Annotated in this window: 17 protein-coding genes; 9 read left to right on the plus strand and 8 right to left on the minus strand. The window is 60.3% G+C overall.

Annotation, left to right across the window (positions count from 1 at the left end; all coding sequences use genetic code 11):
* Positions 1–13: 13 nt before the first annotated feature.
* A complete protein-coding gene (locus NW822_RS08375; protein WP_414404142.1) occupies positions 14–226 on the minus strand; it encodes a hypothetical protein in 213 nt (70 codons plus the stop codon).
* A gap of 255 nt (positions 227–481) precedes the next feature.
* On the opposite strand from NW822_RS08375, the gene NW822_RS08380 reads away from it, so the two are divergent.
* Entirely contained in the window at positions 482–1,132 is a 651-nt protein-coding gene (locus NW822_RS08380; protein WP_414362196.1) for a peroxiredoxin, read from the plus strand.
* Positions 1,133–1,368: 236 nt separating this feature from the next.
* Here the strand turns inward: NW822_RS08380 and NW822_RS08385 are convergent, their stop codons facing one another.
* Positions 1,369–3,519, minus strand: a complete 2,151-nt coding sequence (locus tag NW822_RS08385; RefSeq protein ID WP_414404143.1) for an NAD(P)H-quinone oxidoreductase subunit 5 — start codon at positions 3,517–3,519, stop codon at positions 1,369–1,371.
* 297 nt (positions 3,520–3,816) lie between these two features.
* On the opposite strand from NW822_RS08385, the gene NW822_RS08390 reads away from it, so the two are divergent.
* The gene (locus NW822_RS08390; protein ID WP_414362199.1) at positions 3,817–4,173 is read left to right on the plus strand and encodes a single-stranded DNA-binding protein; all 357 of its coding nucleotides are present in this window, start codon (positions 3,817–3,819) and stop codon (positions 4,171–4,173) included.
* On the opposite strand, the gene NW822_RS08395 is transcribed toward NW822_RS08390, so the two are convergent.
* Positions 4,094–4,936, minus strand: coding sequence for a cobalt-precorrin-6A reductase (locus tag NW822_RS08395; protein ID WP_414404144.1), 843 nt, complete (start codon positions 4,934–4,936; stop codon positions 4,094–4,096). The two genes, NW822_RS08390 and NW822_RS08395, sit on opposite strands and share 80 nt — an antisense overlap.
* Before the next feature lie 73 nt (positions 4,937–5,009).
* Between NW822_RS08395 and NW822_RS08400 the strand changes: the two genes are divergently transcribed.
* From NW822_RS08400 to hemL, 3 genes are all read left to right on the plus strand, one after another.
* Positions 5,010–5,537: a bifunctional nuclease family protein gene (locus tag NW822_RS08400; protein WP_414362203.1), complete on the plus strand. Its 528-nt coding sequence runs from the start codon at positions 5,010–5,012 to the stop codon at positions 5,535–5,537.
* Positions 5,538–5,692: 155 nt separating this feature from the next.
* Positions 5,693–6,934: a (E)-4-hydroxy-3-methylbut-2-enyl-diphosphate synthase gene (gene ispG / locus NW822_RS08405; protein WP_414362205.1), complete on the plus strand. Its 1,242-nt coding sequence runs from the start codon at positions 5,693–5,695 to the stop codon at positions 6,932–6,934.
* 36 nt (positions 6,935–6,970) lie between these two features.
* A complete protein-coding gene (gene hemL / locus NW822_RS08410; RefSeq protein ID WP_414362207.1) occupies positions 6,971–8,281 on the plus strand; it encodes a glutamate-1-semialdehyde 2,1-aminomutase in 1,311 nt (436 codons plus the stop codon).
* A 165-nt stretch (positions 8,282–8,446) separates the two neighbouring features.
* Here hemL and NW822_RS08415 read toward each other — a convergent pair whose 3' ends face one another.
* The 3 genes from NW822_RS08415 to NW822_RS08425 form a co-directional block, all read right to left on the minus strand.
* A complete protein-coding gene (locus NW822_RS08415; protein ID WP_414362209.1) occupies positions 8,447–9,412 on the minus strand; it encodes a protochlorophyllide reductase in 966 nt (321 codons plus the stop codon).
* Between the two features lie 197 nt (positions 9,413–9,609).
* On the minus strand, positions 9,610–10,896 hold the full coding sequence (locus tag NW822_RS08420; protein ID WP_414404182.1) for a recombinase family protein: 1,287 nt from the start codon (positions 10,894–10,896) through the stop codon (positions 9,610–9,612).
* Between the two features lie 99 nt (positions 10,897–10,995).
* Complete coding sequence (locus NW822_RS08425) at positions 10,996–11,976, minus strand: 30S ribosomal protein S1 (protein WP_414362210.1); 981 nt, start codon at positions 11,974–11,976, stop codon at positions 10,996–10,998.
* Positions 11,977–12,187: 211 nt separating this feature from the next.
* Here NW822_RS08425 and obgE point away from each other — a divergent pair, with 211 nt between their 5' ends.
* The 4 genes from obgE (at position 12,188) to NW822_RS08445 (ending at position 15,041) form a co-directional block, all read left to right on the plus strand.
* On the plus strand, positions 12,188–13,321 hold the full coding sequence (gene obgE, locus NW822_RS08430; RefSeq protein WP_414404183.1) for a GTPase ObgE: 1,134 nt from the start codon (positions 12,188–12,190) through the stop codon (positions 13,319–13,321).
* Positions 13,308–13,631: a hypothetical protein gene (locus NW822_RS08435; protein ID WP_414404145.1), complete on the plus strand. Its 324-nt coding sequence runs from the start codon at positions 13,308–13,310 to the stop codon at positions 13,629–13,631. Before obgE ends, NW822_RS08435 begins: the two co-directional genes overlap by 14 nt.
* A gap of 15 nt (positions 13,632–13,646) precedes the next feature.
* Positions 13,647–14,342, plus strand: coding sequence for an L-threonylcarbamoyladenylate synthase (locus NW822_RS08440; protein ID WP_414404146.1), 696 nt, complete (start codon positions 13,647–13,649; stop codon positions 14,340–14,342).
* A gap of 72 nt (positions 14,343–14,414) precedes the next feature.
* Entirely contained in the window at positions 14,415–15,041 is a 627-nt protein-coding gene (locus tag NW822_RS08445) for a PAP/fibrillin family protein (protein ID WP_414404147.1), read from the plus strand.
* Here the strand turns inward: NW822_RS08445 and NW822_RS08450 are convergent.
* Both NW822_RS08450 and NW822_RS08455 read right to left on the minus strand, forming a co-directional pair.
* Positions 14,956–15,660: a hypothetical protein gene (locus tag NW822_RS08450; RefSeq protein WP_414404148.1), complete on the minus strand. Its 705-nt coding sequence runs from the start codon at positions 15,658–15,660 to the stop codon at positions 14,956–14,958. The genes NW822_RS08445 and NW822_RS08450 overlap by 86 nt on opposite strands.
* Positions 15,661–15,723: 63 nt before the next feature.
* Positions 15,724–16,752, minus strand: coding sequence for a sirohydrochlorin chelatase (locus NW822_RS08455; RefSeq protein ID WP_414404149.1), 1,029 nt, complete (start codon positions 16,750–16,752; stop codon positions 15,724–15,726).
* Between the last annotated feature and the right edge of the window lie 33 nt (positions 16,753–16,785).

Below are 16,785 nucleotides of genomic sequence, written 5' to 3' on the forward strand. Positions count from 1 at the left end.
CCGGATCCAGCCGCTACCGCGGGATTTCGGCAGCCAAGAGCCGCTCCGTTTTTGCCCAGGCCTGGGAGCTGGCAAAGCGCAGGGATCCCTTCACTTTGTCGGCTAATTGGGTACCCGGCAGCTCGCCCAAGGCCGCCTGTGCCCGCAGCTTGTCTACATATTTTTGGGCCCACAGGGTGGCGAGGCTGTAAGGTGTAACTGCTTCTAGGCTTTCCATCGATCCCATGACCTCAGCAGAGGAGCTAGACCCCTAGCACGCCGCCGTTGCAGCCTGTAAGGAAGCTACAGAATGTTAAGACCTCCCACAACAATTGTTTACATTAGGAAAGGGCTTCTCGCCTTGCGGCCAGGTTGGCGATGATCTAAAAATCTCCTAAAATCCGCTCGGGAAAGTAGAGTTTTTGTGGCAAAATAGGGGGCGGATGGATCAAATCCTACCCTCAGCGGACTGACTGAACCCTTTACTGAGGAGAAAGAGTGTATGTCTCTCCGACTTGGCGATACGGCTCCCAATTTTACGCAAAAGTCCACCCACGGCGAAATCGACTTCTATTCCTGGGCCGGGGATAGCTGGGTAGTGTTGTTCTCCCACCCCGCCGACTACACGCCAGTCTGCACCACCGAGCTGGGTACTGTTGCCAAGCTGATGCCTGAGTTCGAGAAGCGAGGGGTGAAGGTGCTAGCCCTCAGCGTGGACGATGTAGACTCCCACCTTGGTTGGGTAAAAGACATCGAGGAAACCCAGAATGCCCGGGTGACTTATCCCATCTTGGCAGACGTTGACCGCAAGGTCTCCCAGCTCTACGGCATGCTGGATCAGACCAACCTCAATCAAGAAGGACTGCCTTTGACGGTGCGCTCAGTGTTCGTTATTGATCCCAACAAGAAAATCCGCCTTATCCTCACCTATCCAGCTAGCACGGGGCGCAACTTCGACGAGCTGCTGCGGGCAATCGATGCTCTGCAGTTGACGGATAAGTACAACGTTGTCACTCCCGCCGACTGGAAAGATGGCGATGATGTCATCATTCCACCTTCGCTGCAAGATCCTGAAGTGCTGAAGGAGAAGTTCCCGAAAGGCTACAAGGAGCTCAAGCCCTACTTGCGGATCACTCCTCAGCCCAATAAGTAAGTCCAACCTCTTTGGGAGGAGGGAAGGGATCCCTTCTTGGCAGAGTCGAGCTTCAAGAATCACCCGCCGCCACTGGCAGTTAATGGACAGGGCTCCCCCCAATCGCAGAGGGTAGGAGCCCTTTTTCTGCCCCCCAGCCCCAGGGCAGGAGCGCCCTAGTTTTCCCTCAGTAGCAGCACCGTTGCAGCTGCAGCCGGCCAAGCTAGCCAGCGTCGACGCCACCAACGGCCCCCAGGCTAGAGCCCAACCCTGGCAAGCACCACCATCACCACTACTGCCGCAAAGATGATCAGGGCGTAGAACTGCGCCTTGCCGTTCTCCAGGTATTTCATCACCTCGCCGCCGACCATGGCCACTAGCCCCGTCAGGTTGACCACCCCATCCACAATGCGGCTGTCCACCTCCAGCGCCTCCCGCGCTACAAAGCGAGTACCCTGCACAAAGACCCGCTCGTAGAGATCGTCGATATACCACTTGTTGAGGGAGAAGTAGTAGAGCGGCTGCAGGCTTTGGGGGAAGGTGCCGGGGTCAATGCGCTTTTGCCAGTAGATGAGACCCGCCAAGGCAATGCCAAGCAGCCCAATGCCCACCGAGCTGCCTGCCATGATCACAAACTCCCGCCAGTCGAAGCGGCCCGCCAGCACTGCTTGCCACTCGGCTGCCACCTGGGCCCAACCAGCTTCTGCTGCAGCCTCACTAGGCGGATGGATGAACGCCTCGAAGAAGTTGGCAAAGGGAGTGCCCACCAACCCAATCAGCAGCGAGGGAACGGCCAGCGCCACCAGCGGAATTGTCATCGATAGCGGCGACTCATGCGGTTCAGCGGCCTGCCCATGCCCTTCGTGCCCCTCTTTCCCAGCTTCGGGATGGCTGCTGGGCTGGGGCTTTTCGTAAATGTTCATGGCTCCAGGCCCAAAGGCGGCCTCTTTCCCGGCAAACGCATAGGCAAAAGCCGGCACCGGTCGGCCCTGGCTGACAGCTACCTCCTGGCGCAGCTTGAGGTTGGTGCCGCGAAACTCCCCTTCAAAGGTAAGGAAGTAGATGCGGAACATGTAGAAGGCGGTGATCCCTGCCGTGAGGAAGCCCACCCCCCAGAGAGCGGGGTTGTGCTCAAAAACCGCAGCCAAGATCTCGTCCTTGGACCAGAAGCCGGCAAAGGGCGGGATCCCACAGATGGCCAGCGTGCCAATCAAAAACGTGAGGGCCGTAACTGGCATGTATTTGCGCAGCCCTCCCATCAGGCGCATGTCCTGGGCCAAAACTGGGTCGTGGCCCACCACCGCCTCCATGCCGTGGATGACCGAGCCGGATCCCAAAAAGAGCAGCGCCTTGAAGTAGGCGTGGGTCATCAGGTGAAACAGGCTGGCCCCATAGGCACCGCAGCCCATGGCCATGACCATATAGCCCAATTGGGAAATAGTGGAGTAGGCCAGGCCCTTTTTGATGTCGTTTTGGGTAATGGCGATGCTGGCCCCCAAAAAGGCCGTCCCTGCCCCTGTCCAGGCAATGAGATCCATGACTGCCGGGATCCCTTCCAAGACCGGAAACATACGCGCCAACAGGAATACTCCGGCAGCCACCATGGTGGCCGCGTGGATGAGGGCGGAAATGGGCGTGGGACCTTCCATGGCATCCGGCAGCCACACGTGCAGCGGGAACTGAGCTGACTTGGCCACTGGCCCCAAGAACACCAAGAGGGCAAACAGGGCAACCAAGCTGCTGCTCACCGCGCCGTTGGCCACCATCTGCTCCACATTGCGGGCCAGTTCCTCGAACTCGAAGGTTCCAGAAATCCAGTAAAAGCCCAAAATGCCCAGCAACAGACCAAAGTCGCCCACCCGGTTGACCACAAATGCCTTCTGGGCTGCCTCTGCCGCCGCCTGCCGCTCGTACCAGAAGCCAATCAGCAGGTAGGAGCACATCCCCACCAGCTCCCAGAAGATGTAGATCTGTACCAGGTTGGGACTGAGCACCAGGCCCAGCATCGAGGAGGCAAACAGGCTTAGGTAAGCATAGAAACGCACATAGCCGGGATCCTGGGCCATGTAGCCATCGGAGTAGATCTGCACCAAGAAGGCCACCGTGGTCACCACCACCAGCATCATGGCGCTGAGGTGGTCGACCACAAAGCCCATGTCCAGCGAGAAGGAGCCCGCCTGGGCCCAGGTGATGGTTCTAAGGACGGCCTCATGGCCTTGCAGCTGGCTGGCCAAGAGGGCAAAGGCGTGAACCATCGCCGTCCCCGTTGCAAATACGCTCAAAAAGGCGGCCAGAGCCCGGTTGGCCCTTGTCCAGGCGTTGAAGACCAAAATGCCTAGACCCAGCAAAAAGGCCGCCACTAGGGGATAGACGGGGATCAACCAGGCGTATGCGTAGATGAATTCCATGGGAAATGGTGCTGAATGCTTCCGCTTGCAGTAGTCAACCCTTCCTGCTGGCCGCTGAGAAGGCCTGGGCCGGCAGGGACTCTGGGGCCTCTGACATTGTAAATCTTTGCAACACAATCAGCGCCCCCTTGCGGCTACTCACTCGCAGAGATTTTTGGATCCCCCCAGAAAACCATCCCCAGCCTCAAACTACAAGGGCAATAGCCCGCTGACCCAAAGGCCTGAGGCTGGCGCTGCATCCCTTGCGGGCGCTAAAACAAAAAAGGCTAGAGCGGTCAGTAGTCTGGAGAAAAGCCCATGAGCCTGAACCTGGTGACCCTGGTGGGCCGGGCCGGTACGGATCCGGAAGTGCGTTACTTTGAATCGGGCAAGGTGGTGTGTACCTTTAGCCTGGCGGTCAACCGCTTCCGCAAGGGCGAAGACAAGCCCGATTGGTTTAACCTAGAGCTGTGGGGACGCACCGCTGAGGTGGCGGGGGAGTATGTGCGTAAAGGCAGCCTCATTGGGGTGACGGGCAGCCTGAAGTTCGATCGCTGGAAAGACAGATCCACAGGGGAGGAGCGCCAGCGGCCCGTTATTGCCGTGGAGCGGCTGGAGCTGCTGGGATCCCGTCCCGATCGCGAGCCTGATTTGCCTGCAGAGGAGCCGTTTTAAATTTCTCCAGCTGACGTTGGCACTCCTGCACCACCTCAGCCAAATTCTGGCTACACCAGGGGTAGGGCAAAGGGGGTCGTTGGATCACCCAGAGGGGGATTCCTAGGGTCTTAGCCACGGCCTGCTTGACCAGTAGACCACCGGCTTCCCCGGAGTCCTTAGTAATAACCACTTGGGGCTCCAGCCTCTGCCAAAGCTGCAGTTCCTCCTCAAAGCTCAGGGGCAAACGCCTGCCAATGACCCGCTCGGCAGCAATCCCAGCCCGCACCGCCTGGGGAACTGACTCCGGAAGCACCCGCGCGTACAACTGGCAGCGATCCTGCCAGGGTACAAACAAGGGCAACGCCTTCACCCCCACCGTTAAGAGCACCCGCCGCCCCGCCAGTACGCTCTCGCTGAGGACGGTCTGCCAGCCCGGCGCCACCTGCACCCACGGATCTAGACCTACAGAAGGACGTTCGTAGCGCAGGTAGGGGATCCCCAGTTGGGCTGTTACCTGTATAGCCAGCTGCGAGATCTGCTGGGCAAAGGGATGGGAGGCATCCACCAGCACCCCAATCCGCCGCTCCTGCAGGAATTGTGCCAAAGAGGGCAGCGAAAAGCGGGTAACCACCACCTGCCCAGGCAAATCCCGGTAAAGCCTGCTTCCCCCTGCAGTGGTAACCGTAGCTATCCAAGGGATCCCTTCTTGGCTAAGGGCGGCGGCTAAGCTGCGGCTTTCACTGGTGCCGCCGAGGAGAGCTACTGCAATTGAGTGCCGCATTGAGCTCATGCGTGTTGCCAAAGTTTTCTACCCATGGGTACGATCGAGATCCAGAGGCTGGAGGCAGTTGACCATGATCGAGATGCAGGTGGCTGGGATTGCGGTCGATGCCGTTAACCAGAACCCCATTGTCATCCTGCGCGATACCCATGGACGTCGTGCTCTGCCTATCTGGGTAGGAAAAGCAGAAGCCAATGCCATTTTGCAGGCCCTGGACGATCAGAAGCCGCTCCGCCCCATGACCCATGATCTTATCCTCAACTCCTGGAAAGCTTGGGGAATTAAGCTGGAGCGGGTCATTATCCATGCCTTGCTAGACAACACTTTTTATGCGGTGCTGGTCACGGTTAGCGGTGACAAAAAGCAGGAGATCGACTGCCGTCCCAGCGATGGTATTGCCCTGGCTCTGCGGGCCCACGCCCCCATCTGGACGGTAGAGGAAGTCATTGCGGAGGCCTCGATCCCAATGAATCAGGATGCCGACGAAGCTGAGCGCGAGGCCTTCCGCAAGTTTGTGGAAAATGTAACGCCTAGAGACTTTATTCGCCACCGACCCCTCACAGACTACCCTACGGATTCCACCACAGAAGCAGACAGCTGAAGCTGCTGTCCTATTTTCCCCGCCCTCCGGAAGGGAGCCAGGGGGGCAACTAGTGGCCTGTCTGGAAAGCACCTCGAGGCAAGGGTAGGCAGGGCCCCTCAATAGGCGGGCATTTCCGCCTACAATGAGGCTAGAGCAGCCCTTCTGAGCAAGCTATGCAAACTGTGGAGCGGCCCAACGCACAGCAGCCCTACCCAGAACCGGTCTACCCCCGTCGCCCCACCCGCACAGTGGCGGTGGGCAACGTCTTAATTGGCAGCCAGCACCCAGTGGTGGTGCAGTCCATGATCACCGAAGACGTGCTTAATATTGACGCGGCGGTGGCTGCCATTCGCCGTCTGCACGAAGCGGGCTCGGAAATTGTGCGGGTTGCTGTTCCCAGCTTGGCCCATGCCAAGGCGATGGAGGCAGTCCGGGAGAAGTTGCTCCAAACCTACAAGCCGGTGCCGCTAGTGGCTGACGTTCACCACAACGGCCTCAAGGTTGCCCTGGAGGTGGCCAAATACGTTGACAAGGTGCGCATCAATCCTGGGTTGTTCGTTGTTGAGAAGCCCCAGCCAGGGCGCACAGAGTACACAAAGGCTGAACTAGAAGCCATCCGTAGCAAGATCCGTGAAGCTTTTGTCCCCCTTGTACAGACCCTCAAGGCCCAGAACAAGGCCCTGCGCATTGGCGTCAACCACGGCTCCCTGGCGGAGCGGATGCTCTTTCTCTATGGCGACACCCCCGAGGGAATGGTGGAGTCAGCCCTGGAGTACGCTGAGATCTGTGCCGAGCAGGACTTCCACAACGTGGTTCTCTCCTTCAAGGCTTCCCGTCCGCAGGTTATGTTGGCTGCTTACCGGTTGGCGGCCCGCCGTTTCGACGCCTTGGGCCTGAACTACCCCTTCCACCTAGGGGTGACCGAGGCTGGAGATGGAGAGTATGGCCGCATCAAGTCAGCAGTGGGGATCGGGACGCTCTTGGCGGAAGGGATTGGCGACACCATTCGCGTCTCCCTCACAGAAGCGCCGGAAAAAGAGATCCCAGTGGCCTACGGTATTTTGCAGGCCCTCAACCTGCGCAAAACCATGGTGGAGTACGTGGCCTGTCCCTCCTGTGGGCGTACCCTTTTCAACCTGGAGGAGGTGCTGCAGAAGGTGCGGGCGGCAACTCAGCATCTGGTAGGCCTCGACATTGCCGTCATGGGCTGCATTGTCAACGGCCCTGGGGAAATGGCCGACGCTGACTACGGCTATGTGGGCAGGACGCCGGGGGTGATTTCCCTCTACCGTGGCAAAGAAGAAGTGAAAAGGGTGCCTGAGTCAGAAGGCGTCCAGGCTCTGATTGAGCTCATCAAAGCCGATGGTCGCTGGGTGGATCCCCCTGGGGAAGGAGGGTCCTCCTCTGCCTGCTAGTTTTATTATTCTCAGAGATACGTCGAATGCCTTGTTATGACCAGCACGCTCCGCTCCACCTCGTTCAATACCACCCGCTCCAAGGAGATCTTTGCCCGTGCCCAGCAGCTGATGCCAGGAGGGGTTAATTCTCCAGTGCGTGCCTTCAAGTCTGTCGGCGGGGATCCCGTCGTGTTTGACCGCGTCTCAGGAGCCTACGCCTGGGATGTGGACGGCAACCAGTACATTGACTACATCGGCAGTTGGGGGCCGGCCATCGTTGGACATGCCCATCCCGAAGTTATTGAGGCATTGCGGCGGGCACTGGAGAAAGGCACTAGCTTTGGCGCTCCCTCTGTTTTGGAAAACGAGCTGGCAGAGCGCGTGATCGAAGCGGTGCCCAGTGTGGAGATGGTGCGCTTTGTTAACTCCGGCACCGAAGCCTGTATGGCGGCGCTGCGCCTAATGCGGGCCTACACGGGCCGGGAAAAGGTGATCAAGTTTGAGGGCTGCTACCACGGTCATGCAGATATGTTCTTGGTCAAGGCCGGCTCAGGGGTAGCCACCCTGGGTCTGCCGGATTCGCCGGGGGTGCCCAAGGCCGCCACCAGCGCTACGCTGACTGCTCCCTACAATGATCTAGAGGCAGTTAAGGCTCTGTTTGAGCAGTATCCAGATTCGATTGCCGGGGTAATCCTCGAGCCAGTGGTGGGCAATGCCGGCTTTATCCCGCCGCAGCCAGGGTTTTTGGAGGGCCTGCGCGAACTAACCCAAAGGTATGGCGCCCTGCTGGTGTTTGACGAGGTGATGACCGGCTTTCGCATCAGCTACGGCGGCGCCCAGGCCAAGTTTGGTGTCATCCCTGATTTGACTACCCTGGGTAAGATCATTGGCGGTGGCCTGCCGGTAGGCGCCTACGGCGGCCGGCGGGAAATTATGGAGATGGTAGCACCGGCAGGGCCGATGTACCAGGCGGGTACGCTGTCCGGCAACCCTCTGGCTATGACGGCGGGGATCCAAACGCTGGAGATTTTGCGTCGCCCGGGCACCTATGAGTATCTGGAGCGCATTACTGCGAAGCTGCTGACGGGGCTGCTGGAGATTGCGCGAGAAACTGGGCACGAAATGTGCGGAGGCTATTTGCCCGGCATGTTTGGCTTCTTTTTTACTGCCGGCCCAGTGCGCAACTACGAGGAGGCCAAGCAGTCGGACTTGCAAAAGTTTGCCCGTTTCCATCGCGGCATGCTGGAGCGGGGGGTGTATCTGGCGCCCTCACAATTTGAGGCCGGCTTTACTTCCCTAGCCCACACGGAGGCGGATGTAGAGAGAACCCTGGAGGCCGCACGGGAGGTGCTGCGGGCCCTTTAGTTCTCTCACCAGCGCAGCACCTGCTAGGGGGGAAGCCTTCTCTGGAGCGCAGTCCCTTCCCACCCCTGCTTGGGCTGGATCCGACGGAGTCGAGGCTCCTGGCCCCCGCCACTCCGACAGAATTGGGGGGACAGGCCATGCAACCAAGCGGAAGGATTGCCAGCGCTAGAGGGCTGCCAACTGGGGCAGGCCCACCAATTTCTCGCTCAGCTCCCAGAGCAACTTGGCTTTGGCTTCATCCTTTGCTTCGTCGGAAACCTCTTGGTTAAAGGGTTTGGCATTTTTCCGTTGCCGGTTGCCCCAGCTCCAGTAGAATCCCGAATGGCGAAATTCGGGATCGGCCACCACCTGCGCTACCCGTTCGCCGGCCAGCTCCTGGGAGACATAGCCGCCAGTGATGTTTTTTTGAAACCAGGGGAAAAGCTTTTGGAACAAGGGATAGTGGTGGCGGAAGAGGCCGGTTTCTGCCACACAGCCAGGATAGAGGGAGAGAAAGGTGATGCCGGTGCTTTCGTGGAAGCGGCGGTGCAGTTCCCGCATGGTGATGATGTTGCAAACTTTGCTGTCTTTGTAGGCTTTGACGGGATCGAACTTGCCGCCATCGGCCATGCTGATGGGTTCCTTAAAGCCCTGGGCAAAGCCCCGCAGATCTCCCAGGTGGGGTTGGGGAGGGATCTTGCCTCCCAGCTCCTTGGGGTTGTGGGTAACCGTCCCTAAGATGACCAGACGCCGGTCCGGGTAAGGGGAGCGCTGGAGATCCTCCAGCATTAGGCGGCAGAGGAGGAAGTGTCCCAGGTGGTTGGTGGCCATCGTTAGCTCGTAGCCCTCGGGGCTGCGCAGGGGCTGCTTGAGCAGGGGCATGTAGATGGCGGCGTTGCACACCAGGGCATCCAGAGAGCGGCCCGACTGGCGGAACTGCTCGACAAATTGCCGCACGCTGGCCAGGCTAGCCAGATCAATTGGCATTAGGCTATAGCTCCCCTCTGGGATCCCCACCTCCTCGGCCATCCGCCGGCCCTTGTCCAGATCCCGACAGGCCATGACTACGTGCCAGCCCCGCTTGGCCAAAGCCAAGGACGCATACAGGCCAACGCCCGAGGAAGCACCAGTAATGACGACAGTGGGTTGCATTGGTCCCTCCCTATCCAACTCCTTCCTAAAGTGGGATCCTCCGGATCCCTGCAGGATCCATCTTGGAGTGGAAAGGGAGCTGGACAAAGAATTGATAAGGTTTGCGACGCTTTTCCGGGTCAGTCCCTTCATTTTTAGATACAAGCTCGGCTTCCGCTCCTGCAAAGCGGGGCCAGGTGGGCAAAGCCCTGCAATCTCTAGGGATCAAAGGCAAAGAGAAGCCGCACCGCCCCTGTAGAATCCACCTCAACCCCGCGTAGGAATTCCCGCAGGTAGGTGCGGCGCTCGCTCTCGCTGAGATCCTGCCAGAAGGGTGGGATGGAGAGGGTTTGGATGGTCTGGGTAAGCTTAGCAGGGGGGAGCTGTTCCAGCTTTTGGGCCAAGCGGGCGGTCTCAGCTCGCAGCTGGTAGCAGCGCTGGGCCAGCGAGGGCTCATCCATCAGTCCAGATTGCTGCAGCGCCTCCAGTTGCCGCAGCCGCTCGCTGTTGGCCTGGATCTGGGCTTGGAGCTGTTGGCGGGTTCGGTCTAGGGCCTGCCAATCCAGGTTTTGGGCACGGTGGGGAAGCTGTTCGCAGACCTGGCGGATCACCTCCTGCAAGACTTCAGCATAGCGGAGGCTATAGCGACAGGCTTGGCAGCGCAAGTAGAGGTAAGAAGAGCCGTTCTGCTTGCCCTTGCCGGGGGTGGTTTGCACAATGCGCAAAAGGCCGCCACAGGTCCGGCAGTGGACGAGGCCGGCCAAGGCGCGGGAGGCACTGGCGCTGCGGCGCGGGATCCCTTGGTTGCGCTTTAGCCAGCGATCGATCTGGGCGGCTTCGGTGCGGCTGAGGAGAGCTGGATGAGTATCGCGCAGAACGGTGCCATCGGCGTAAGCCAGATCCCCTCGGTAGACCGGGTTGAGCAGCCAGTTGCGCCCAGTGGCTACGGAGATGTGCTTGTGGTGTTTCTCAGCAATGAAGCGCACCGCCTGGCGCAGGGATCCGTAGCGGAGAAAGTGCTGGAAAAAATCCTGAACAATAGGGGCCTGGCGGCAATCCGGGACATAGCGTCCCCCTTCGCGGCGGTAGCCAAAGGGAGGTGGCCCAGGGGGAGGCTTGCCCGCCAGACGGCTTTGGGCTTGGCGTTGACGGAGACGGCGACTTTGCAAGTGATGGGGAATCTCGGCCAGCAGCGGGATCCAGTCGCTGGGAGTGCTAGGGGTTTGCAGGCCGTCAGCACTAACTAGGCTAAGGCGGATCCCAGCCTGTTGGATTTGCAGCAGCCGCCCGTACACCTCCTCCACCTGGTCTCCTAGATCTGCTAGGCGCACCAGCAGCACCTGCTGCACCGAGCCCCTGGCAACCTCCTGCAGCAGTTCCTCCAGGTAGGCACGGGATCCCCAGTCGTGCCAGAGGGGATTCGCCCCGTGGGCTTTTAGCCAAGCCAGCTCCTCCTCCGGCCAAGGAGCATAGGCAGGCGTGTAGAGGTAGCCGCAGACGCCCATGGACAAACACCCTGCCACCGCTGCTGCCCTAGGCTTGCTGCGCTAGGCTTCCCAGCAGATGCCCCTAGGGCCAGGTCGACACCCCCCAGCCTGCCTGCTCTACTCCACTGCTGTTGCCGCATATTCCAGCTCTTCTTCTGCCACCTCCAGCTGTGCTTCCTCCGCCTGTCCCGCCTGTTCTTGCTTGGCAGCCCGCAGTTGCTCGCGGTACTTGGCTGCCATCTCCTCCGCTTTCTCGTAGACCAGCTTGGGATCCCGCAGCATATCGCCGGGATTGGGCTCCAGTTGCTTAGTCGATAGCGAAATTCGACCCCGTTCTGCGTCTAGGTCAATGATCATTACCTTCACTTCATCGTTGACGTTGAAGACGCTGTGGGGGGTATCGACATGCTCGTGGGAGATTTCGGAGATGTGCAGCAAGCCGGAGACGCCGCCAATATCGATGAAGGCCCCGTAGGGCTTGATGCCACGCACTGTGCCGACTACTACCTCGCCCACCTCCAGCTTGTTCATCTTCCGCTCCACCAGGGCCCGGCGATGGCTTAACACCAAGCGGTTGCGGTCTTCGTCCACCTCGAGAAACTTCAGGGGCAGTTCCTCGCCCACCAGCTCTTCCTTGGGCTTGCGGGTGCTGATGTGGGAGCCGGGGATAAACCCGCGCAGTCCCTCAATGCGCACCAGGGCGCCCCCACGGTTGGTGGCAAAAATGGTGGCCCGCACCGTGGCATCCTCCTTTTGAAGCTGGCGCACCCGTTCCCAGGCCCGCATGTACTCAATGCGGCGGATAGAAAGGGTCAGCTGCCCCTCCTCGTTCTCTTCGGTGAGGATGAAAAACTCACGCGTTTCCCCCGGCTGCAGGACCTCGTGCGGATCCTCCACCCGGCTAATAGACATCTCCTGCAGAGGCAGAAAGGCAGCCGTTTTGGCCCCAATGTCGATTAACGCGCCGCCCGGTTCCACCGAAAAGACTGTGCCGGTTACAATTTCGCCGGGGCTAAAGTGATAGTCGTACTTATCCAGGAGAGCAGCAAAGTCCTCGGTGGTAAAACCAACATCGGCAGCAGCGGTAACTCGAGTCATAGGGGCCTGGTAGCAAAGGTAGTTGCACAAGTTCAAAGAGAGCTGAGCTTAGCCTGGGTGAAGGCACCAGCGCGCCTCCACCTTCCCACCCCACCTAGGGTGGGCGCTGGAAACACTATCCTAGCTCAAAAAAGAAGCTTTTGTGGCAAGTTTCCTTGCAAGCTTGCCAAGCTAGAAGGAGGTGGCCCAAAGAGGTTTGGGAGAGAGGCAGTTGCATTTCATTGACCAAGTGGAAATTGAGGTGCAGGGGGGAAATGGCGGGGATGGCATCGTTGCCTTCCGCCGCGAGAAGTACGTCCCTGCCGGCGGACCCTCGGGTGGCAATGGGGGGCGGGGCGGCTCGGTAATTCTGGTAGCCGATCCCGGCCTGCAGACCTTGCTAGACTTTCGCTTCCAGCCGGTAATCAAAGCTGAAGACGGGTCAAAAGGAGGACCCAACCAGCGCACGGGGGCCAGTGGTGCAGATCGGCTGGTGCGGGTGCCCTGTGGCACGATGGTGTTCAACGCGGAAACGGGCGAGCTCCTCGGGGATCTGGTGCAGCCGGGGGATCAACTGCTGGTGGCCCGCGGCGGCAAAGGGGGTTTGGGCAATGCCCACTTCTTGAGTAACCACGATCGCGCCCCCCGCCGCTTTACCAGGGGTCAGCCGGGAGAGCGAGTGCGGCTGCGCCTAGAGCTGAAGCTCATTGCTGAAGTGGGGATCGTCGGCTTGCCGAACGCCGGCAAGTCAACCTTAATTTCCGTGGTCTCCTCCGCCCGCCCTAAGATTGCCGATTACCCCTTCACCACGCTGCAGCCCAATTTGGGAGTGGTGCCCCATCCCTCGGGGGATGGAGTGGTGTTTGCCGATATTCCCGGGCTCATTGAGGGAGCCCACCGAGGGGTAGGGCTGGGGCATGACTTTTTGCGCCATGTGGAGCGCACGCGGCTGCTGATTCATCTGGTGGACGGCACGGCCGCCGATCCGGTCAGGGATTACCAAATTGTGCAGCAGGAGTTGCGTGCCTATGGCCACGGGCTAATCGACAAGCCACAGATGGTGGTTTTAAACAAAATCGACGCCCTCGAGCCGCGGGAGGTTGTCGAGCGCACCCAGCGGCTTGCGGCTGCTGTCGGCGCTCCGGTATTGGCCATCTCAGCAGTGGCCAGGCAGGGTCTGGATTCTCTCCTGCAGCGGGTGTGGCAGGGGCTGGGCCGGGATCCAGAGCCCTCTCCTGGAGGAGGGAGAAGCAAGATCCAGCCAGCTGCAGCTCAGGAGAAGCCTAGAATAGGAGTGCCCCTGCTTTCCCATAGCCCAGATGTATATCTCCGAGGAGAATCTGCCACCCGACTTGCGCCAGATTAAGCGGGCCGTTGAGCAGGCAGCGCAGGCGAGGGCAGGAGTCTGTCTAGAGCTGTTAATGCTGCTGCGCCTGTTGGAGGACCTGCACCGCACTATTTTGGAGGGAGCCTTCCAAGAAGCTTTGCCCAACACTCGGCACGAGCTCTATCGAGTGCTGCAGGAGCTAGAGGAGGCAGGTGACTGGCCCTACCTGCCGCGTTTGCACATCCAGGCCCTGATGCAGCAGCTCAAGGACTGGCCGCAGGGATCCCTGTCGGTGCCGCCCACCCCTCGTCCTATGGTGGAAGTGGCGGAAAGTCCTCCTAAAGCTTGAGGTTTTCTCTCCCTCATGGCCGAGTACTTTAGGATCCATCCCCAGCACCCCCAGCCCCGTTTCATCCAGCGCATTGCAGCTGCTCTCCGCGAGGGGGCGGTGATGCTTTACCCCACCGATACGGTCTATGCCATTGGCTGCGATGTTACCCACAAGCAGGCCGTGGAGCGGGTGCGGCGCATCAAGCGGCTGTCCAACGACAAACCTCTTACTTTTCTGTGCCCCTCGCTTTCCCAGATTGCCCAGTATGCCCAGGTGAGTGATCCCGCTTATCGGCTAATGCGGCGGCTAGTCCCTGGCCCGTTTACGTTTCTGCTGCCAGCCACCAAGCTGGTGCCCAGGTTGGTGATGGATCCCAAGCGGAAAACCACCGGCATCCGCGTGCCGGATTCGGCCATCTGCCAGGCGCTGTTGGCCGAGTTGGGCAACCCCATCGTCTCTACCTCGGCCAAGCTGGGCGGGGATCCTGTGGGCTCCCTGGAAGTGGGCTTTGATCCGGCGACGGTGGGGGAGGAGGGGGGAATCTTTACCGCTGAGGAAATGCGCCAGCTGGAGAAGCAAGTGGATCTAATAGTGGACGACGAGGCCCCCTATCGTGCCCAGGTCTCAACCGTAATCGATCTCACAGGGCCGAAGCCGCTCCTGGTGCGAGCCGGGCTGGGCTACGAGCAGGTGGCAGACCTGCAGTGGGCAGAAGAGGCGGGCGGCTGAGGGGTGGGATCCTGGCTGCCCCGCTCAGCGGTCGTTAGCTCCTAGAATAGGGTCGTGCTCCTGGGTAGGCCCATGCCTAGAGCTTTAGCTGAGCAAAAAGCGGTGCTGTTGCGCCTCTTGCAGACAACGGACCGGGGCGGCAAGCTATCGCCCGACCAAAAAAGTCAAATCCTGTCTCAGATTGCCGCGCTGGAGGCCCTCAACCCCACCCCTGAGCCCCTGGCAGCTCCTGAGCGGCTGGAGGGGAATTGGCTCAACCTATTCACCACCAGCGCCGCTTTGTTGCGGCTGGCCCAGTTGCCCCTTTTAACCACCGGCGCGATCTATCAGTGCATTCGGGCCCAAAAGGGTCAAGTTTTTAACGTAGCCGAAATCCAGGGATCCGGCTGGCTAGAGGCCTGGCTGCCGCGGGGGGTTTTGGCGGTGGCAGCCCGTTTCTACCCCGAATCGCAACGTCGGATTCGGGTGGTTTTCAAGCGACTGCTGCTGGGATCCCAGGCGTTGATGAGCTACGAGATTGAGAGTTTCCTCTATTTGCTTGAATGGGCTCCAGAGCGGATCCCAGCGCTGAAGGTCGACCTCCTTCGCCGCGAGCCCACAGGCTGGCTGGATATTACCTATTTGGATGAAGACTTACGGATAGGTCGGGGCAACGAGGGGAGTGTGTTTGTGCTGCAGCGGGTGGGCAAAGGTGGCTAGCCGCAGCTACTCCCGCCGAGGGTTTGGGGATGAGGGTAAAGCTAATCTCGCAGAGAGTTGCTAGAGCATGGCAGGACTCCCGCAACGTTTGCACCTCCTGCTGGCATTGCTCCAGTTGCCGGGCCCACTCCTCTTGCTGGGAGCGCAGCTTTTGGTTTTCCCATTCTGTGCGCTGCAGGAGACCCTCGAGCTTTTGTTGCTGCTGCTGGAGTTGAAGCCGCTCGGCTTCCGACTGCTGCAGTTGGAGCCCTTGGCGCTCCAATTCCGCCCTCAGGGCAGCGACCTGGGACTGCAGCTGAATCAGCGCTTGCTCTGGGCTAGGCTGGGGTTGCTGCCGTGGCTGGCCGCCGTGATCGGCAGGGTCGAAGGGAGAGAGAGCCTCCAGCAGCGCTTCTCGAAAGCTGCCCCAAGAAGCCGACTGCAACGCTAGCCGGGCCACCCACCAAACCCCGTAGGCGGCTGCTAGCCCGGCCGCCAGGCCAGGGATCCCGGCCAGGGAAACTTTGGGCAGGGTGGGCAGGATGCGATCCAGAAGAGCGGCCACCCCCGCCGCGACGCAGAGCCCGCTCCCCGCAGCAGCGGCACCTGAGATCCAAGAGGAGCGGGAGAGCCTTGGCATTTTGTTACCCTCCACAGGGGATCGAGAAGAGGCCTGCCACCCCCAGTTTATCCTGCCCCCCTCCTAGGGCACCTGCCAAGCTCGTTGGTGGTAGTCCTCCAAGGTGGCCCAGGGATCCGCAGCCCCTGCGTGGGTATGGCTGTGCTCTAGGTGAGGGGGGTGGTGATGGGATCCCTGCCCATAAGAGTGGTGGTCATGGGGATGGTGGTGGGTATGCCCCACTCCCAGCTTTGCACTCACCGCCAGGCGAAACTTGCAGAGGTGGCAGTTCACCTGGGTTTGGCCCTGGAGAGCTTCCTGCTCCAGTTGCTGCAGGCTGTGCAGCACTGCCTCCTCAAGGCCCAATTCCGGCAGCATCAGCCAGTCAATCTCGGGGTGGCAGCGCCGCTGCTCTTGCACAGCCGCCTCAATTTTTTTTACCAGTACCCCCGTAAAGAGGAAATAAGGCAACACAATGACCCGGCGCGGCTGCCAGGAGAGGGCTCGCTGCAACCCCACCGGCAGGCGGGGATGGGTAATGCCGATAAAGCAGGTCTCCACAGCAGCAAACCCGGACCCTTCCCAAAGGAGCCGAGCCAGCTTACACGCTTCAGCGTTGGCTTCGGGATCGCTGGAGCCGCGGCCAACGAACAGCAGCACCGTCTCAATTGCTGGGATCCGCCGGGGCTGGGCGGCCAGCAAAGCGGCCAATCGCTCTCGCAGCAACTGGAGGATTTCGACGCGGATCCCCAGCGGCCCGCCGTAGTGAATGCGCAACTGGGGGTAAAGAGCCTGGAGGCGATCCAGCTCGGTGGTCACGTCAAACTTGTCGTGGCGCGCCCCAAACAGCAGCAGCGGTAGGGCTACGATTTCCTGCCACCCTTGGGCCAAACACTGCTCCACCCCTTGGGCAATGGTTGGCTGGGTCAGCTCCAGAAAGCAGGGGATCACTGGCCGTTGGGGGGTGCGGGCTTGGTAAGCCTGGGCCAGCTCCAGAAAGGCTTGCCGCCCCTCCGGATCCCGGGAGCCATGGCCAATGAGCAGCAAGGGCAAAGGGGCAGGAGAAGACTGCCCAACGGCAAGGGAGGGGGAAAACCTAAGGGTACTCGACACAAAAAGCTCCGTTTTATCAATCGCAAGGGGTAC

The sequence above is a fragment of the Synechococcus sp. H70.2 genome, assembly GCF_047462275.1.
Taxonomy (GTDB): Bacteria; Cyanobacteriota; Cyanobacteriia; order Thermostichales; family Thermostichaceae; genus Thermostichus.